Origin of the sequence: Micromonospora sp. S4605, assembly GCF_003176715.1 — a bacterium.
GTDB classification, from domain to species: Bacteria; Actinomycetota; Actinomycetes; order Mycobacteriales; family Micromonosporaceae; genus Micromonospora; species Micromonospora echinaurantiaca.
The window spans coordinates 1-5,349 of record NZ_QGSW01000355.1; the positions used below are offsets into that span (position 1 = coordinate 1).

The 5,349-nt window shown below is 57.9% G+C and carries 3 rRNA genes; all 3 read right to left on the minus strand.

Annotated elements, in window-relative coordinates:
• Positions 1-9 precede the first annotated feature (9 nt).
• Positions 10-126, minus strand: a 5S ribosomal RNA gene (rrf, locus tag DLJ47_RS30205).
• A gap of 83 nt (positions 127-209) precedes the next feature.
• Positions 210-3,321: ribosomal RNA gene (locus tag DLJ47_RS30210) — 23S ribosomal RNA — on the minus strand.
• 347 nt (positions 3,322-3,668) lie between these two features.
• Positions 3,669-5,185, minus strand: a 16S ribosomal RNA gene (locus DLJ47_RS30215).
• The 16S, 23S and 5S rRNA genes sit together here, the layout of an rRNA operon.
• Positions 5,186-5,349 lie beyond the last annotated feature (164 nt).

The window sequence follows — 5,349 nt, forward strand, 5'->3', positions numbered from 1 at the left end:
TGGAAGATTGTCCGGCGGTGTCCTACTCTCCCACACCCTCACGAGTGCAGTACCATCGGCGCTGGAGGGCTTAGCTTCCGGGTTCGGAATGTGACCGGGCGTTTCCCCTCCGCCATGACCGCCGTAACTCTATCAACATATCAAACAACACCACACAGTGGTCTGTTGTTCGTTTGCTGTGAGTTGCACAGTGGACGCGTAGCAGCCTTGTTGTCAAGTCCTCGGCCTATTAGTACCGGTCAACTGAACCCGTTACCGGGCTTACATTTCCGGCCTATCAACCCAGTCGTCTAGCTGGGGGCCTTACCCACCCAAAGGGTGGTGGGATACCTCATCTTGAAGCGAGCTTCCCGCTTAGATGCTTTCAGCGGTTATCCCTTCCGAACGTAGCTAACCAGCCGTGCCCCTGGCGGGACAACTGGCACACCAGAGGTTCGTCCGTCCCGGTCCTCTCGTACTAGGGACAGCCCTTCTCAAGTATCCTACGCGCACGGCGGATAGGGACCGAACTGTCTCACGACGTTCTAAACCCAGCTCGCGTACCGCTTTAATGGGCGAACAGCCCAACCCTTGGGACCTGCTACAGCCCCAGGATGCGACGAGCCGACATCGAGGTGCCAAACCATCCCGTCGATATGGACTCTTGGGGAAGATCAGCCTGTTATCCCCGGGGTACCTTTTATCCGTTGAGCGACACCGCTTCCACACGCAAGTGCCGGATCACTAGTCCCGACTTTCGTCCCTGCTCGACCTGTCAGTCTCACAGTCAAGCTCCCTTGTGTACTTGCACTCAACACCTGATTGCCAACCAGGCTGAGGGAACCTTTGGGCGCCTCCGTTACCCTTTAGGAGGCAACCGCCCCAGTTAAACTACCCACCAGACACTGTCCCTGAACCGGATCACGGTCCGAAGTTAGATACCCAAATCAACCAGAGTGGTATTTCAAGATTGCCTCCACCCATACTGGCGTATGGACTTCACCGGCTCCCACCTATCCTACACAAGCTAATTCGGATACCAATGTCAAGCTATAGTAAAGGTCCCGGGGTCTTTCCGTCCTGCCGCGCGTAACGAGCATCTTTACTCGTAATGCAATTTCGCCGGGCCTGTGGTTGAGACAGTGGGGAAGTCGTTACGCCATTCGTGCAGGTCGGAACTTACCCGACAAGGAATTTCGCTACCTTAGGATGGTTATAGTTACCACCGCCGTTTACTGGCGCTTAAGTTCTCCGCTTCGCCCCGAAGAGCTAACAGGTCCCCTTAACGTTCCAGCACCGGGCAGGCGTCAGTCCATATACATCGAATTACTTCTTCGCATGGACCTGTGTTTTTAGTAAACAGTCGCTTCCCCCTGCTCTCTGCGGCCATACAACGCTCCACCCGCGCGGGGCTTCACGTCTCCGGCCCCCCTTCTCCCTAAGTTACGGGGGCAATTTGCCGAGTTCCTTAACCACAGTTCGCCCGATCGCCTCGGTATTCTCTACCTGACCACCTGTGTCGGTTTGGGGTACGGGCCGCTCAGAACTCGCTAGAGGCTTTTCTCGGCAGCATAGGATCACTGACTTCACCTGAATCGGCTCGGCATCACGTCTCAGCCTACATGTGCTGCGGATTTGCCTACAGCACGGCCTACACGCTTACCCCGGCACAACCACCGGCCGGGATCAGCTACCTTCCTGCGTCACCCCATCGCTTGACTACTACCCGCCAGGTTCCCACGCTCCCCAACATTGACCCGAAGGTCGCCGCCGGTTTGGGTGGTTAGCACAACGAGGTTCATCAGGGTCGCTCTTTCGCGGGTACGGGAATATCAACCCGTTGTCCATCGACTACGCCTCTCGGCCTCGCCTTAGGTCCCGACTCACCCAGGGCGGATTAGCCTGGCCCTGGAACCCTTGGTCATCCGGCGGAAGGGTTTCTCACCCTTCTTTCGCTACTCATGCCTGCATTCTCACTCGTGCCGCGTCCACAACTCGATCACTCGGCTGCTTCACCCCCGGCACGACGCTCCCCTACCCACCCACACACCTGCACGAAGCTCCGAAGAACTTCGCGAAGTCATTGTGTGAGTGCCACAGCTTCGGCGGTGTACTTGAGCCCCGCTACATTGTCGGCGCGGAACCACTTGACCAGTGAGCTATTACGCACTCTTTAAAGGGTGGCTGCTTCTAAGCCAACCTCCTGGTTGTCTATGCGACCCCACATCCTTTTCCACTTAGCACACGCTTAGGGGCCTTAGCTGGTGATCTGGGCTGTTTCCCTCTCGACTACGAAGCTTATCCCCCGCAGTCTCACTGCCGCGCTCTCACTTACCGGCATTCGGAGTTTGGCTGATTTCGGTAAGCTTGTGGGCCCCCTAGACCATCCAGTGCTCTACCTCCGGCAAGAAACACGCGACGCTGCACCTAAATGCATTTCGGGGAGAACCAGCTATCACGGAGTTTGATTGGCCTTTCACCCCTAACCACAGGTCATCCCCCAACTTTTCAACGTTGGTGGGTTCGGCCCTCCACGCGGTCTTACCCGCGCTTCAGCCTGCCCATGGCTAGATCACTCCGCTTCGGGTCTAGGACACGCGACTGAATCGCCCTATTCAGACTCGCTTTCGCTACGGCTCCCCCACACGGGTTAACCTCGCCACATGCCACTAACTCGCAGGCTCATTCTTCAAAAGGCACGCCGTCACCCCGAAAGGCTCCGACGGATTGTAGGCGAACGGTTTCAGGTACTATTTCACTCCCCTCCCGGGGTACTTTTCACCATTCCCTCACGGTACTCGTCCGCTATCGGTCACCAGGAAGTATTTAGGCTTACCAGGTGGTCCTGGCAGATTCACGGCAGATTTCAGGAGTCCGCCGCTACTCGGGAACACCCACAGGAGATCAGCAACTTTCACCTACCGGACTATCACCGTCTACGGTCAGCCTTTCCAGACTGTTCGACTAGCCACTGACTTTGTAACTCCTCGAGTGCATGTCAGCTCATGTAGCAGGGTCCCACAACCCCGACCACGCAACCCCTGACAGGTATCACACGCAGCCGGTTTAGCCTCCATCCGCTTTCGCTCGCCACTACTCACGGAATCACTCTTTGTTTTCTCTTCCTACGGGTACTGAGATGTTTCACTTCCCCGCGTTCCCCCCACACACCCTATGTGTTCAGGTGCGGGTGACTGGACATGACTCCAGCCAGGTTTCCCCATTCGGACACCCTGGGATCACAGCTCGGTTGACAGCTCCCCCAGGCCTATCGCGGCCTCCCACGTCCTTCATCGGCTCCTGGTGCCAAGGCATCCACCGTTCGCCCTTGACAACTTGACCACAAAGATGCTCGCGTCCACTGTGCAATTCTCAACAAACGACCAACCCACAACCCCACAGTGCGACACCAAACCCGACAACCGCCGGCGGTATGCCACACCAGGCCATGCCTGGCACATGATTCCGAAAGGACAACCCACGGGTTGTTCTTTCAGGACCCAACAGGGTGCTAAACATTCCGCTCCAGCCGCACCACCAGACCGTTCCCTACCAGCACGCTGGTCGTACTAGATCACGATGGCCGTTGCCAGAACCGAACTCGCCAGTGTCTCCGCCATTGAGCACCCCGACCCGACATTCGCGGGCCGCGGGCTCCATACCGACTTTCGCCGGATGGTGCTCCTTAGAAAGGAGGTGATCCAGCCGCACCTTCCGGTACGGCTACCTTGTTACGACTTCGTCCCAATCGCCAGCCCCACCTTCGACGGCTCCCTCCCACAAGGGGTTGGGCCACCGGCTTCGGGTGTTGCCGACTTTCGTGACGTGACGGGCGGTGTGTACAAGGCCCGGGAACGTATTCACCGCAGCGTTGCTGATCTGCGATTACTAGCGACTCCGACTTCACGGGGTCGAGTTGCAGACCCCGATCCGAACTGAGACCGGCTTTTTGGGATTCGCTCCACCTCACGGTATCGCAGCCCATTGTACCGGCCATTGTAGCATGCGTGAAGCCCTGGACATAAGGGGCATGATGACTTGACGTCATCCCCACCTTCCTCCGAGTTGACCCCGGCAGTCTTCGATGAGTCCCCGCCATAACGCGCTGGCAACATCGAACGAGGGTTGCGCTCGTTGCGGGACTTAACCCAACATCTCACGACACGAGCTGACGACAGCCATGCACCACCTGTGACCGCCCCCGAAGGACCCGACATCTCTGCCGGTTTTGCGGCCATGTCAAACCCAGGTAAGGTTCTTCGCGTTGCATCGAATTAATCCGCATGCTCCGCCGCTTGTGCGGGCCCCCGTCAATTCCTTTGAGTTTTAGCCTTGCGGCCGTACTCCCCAGGCGGGGCGCTTAATGCGTTAGCTGCGGCACAGGGAACCGGAGAGGCCCCCCACACCTAGCGCCCAACGTTTACAGCGTGGACTACCAGGGTATCTAATCCTGTTCGCTCCCCACGCTTTCGCTCCTCAGCGTCAGTATCGGCCCAGAGACCCGCCTTCGCCACCGGTGTTCCTCCTGATATCTGCGCATTTCACCGCTACACCAGGAATTCCAGTCTCCCCTACCGAACTCTAGCCTGCCCGTATCGACCGCAGGCTTGGGGTTGAGCCCCAAGTTTTCACGGTCGACGCGACAAGCCGCCTACGAGCTCTTTACGCCCAATAAATCCGGACAACGCTCGCGCCCTACGTCTTACCGCGGCTGCTGGCACGTAGTTGGCCGGCGCTTCTTCTGCAGGTACCGTCACTCACGCTTCGTCCCTGCTGAAAGAGGTTTACAACCCGAAGGCCGTCATCCCTCACGCGGCGTCGCTGCATCAGGCTTCCGCCCATTGTGCAATATTCCCCACTGCTGCCTCCCGTAGGAGTCTGGGCCGTGTCTCAGTCCCAGTGTGGCCGGTCGCCCTCTCAGGCCGGCTACCCGTCGTCGCCTTGGTAGGCCATCACCCCACCAACAAGCTGATAGGCCGCGAGCCCATCCCAGGCCGAAAAACTTTCCACCACCAGTCATGCGACCAGCAGTCCTATTCGGTATTAGCCCCGGTTTCCCGGGGTTATCCCAAAGCCTAGGGCAGGTTGCTCACGTGTTACTCACCCGTTCGCCGCTCGAGTACCCCGAAGGGCCTTTCCGCTCGACTTGCATGTGTTAAGCACGCCGCCAGCGTTCGTCCTGAGCCAGGATCAAACTCTCCAACAAAAACTTGTCGAACAGCAATCTCCCGGCAACAAAAGTGTTGCCAAAGGAATCCCAACCAACCAACCCCCCCGAAGAAGAGTCAGCCAGTCCGGGGTATAAATCAAATTGGCACTGGCTTATCAAGCACCCTGTTGAGTTCTCAAAGAACAACCACACACCATCCG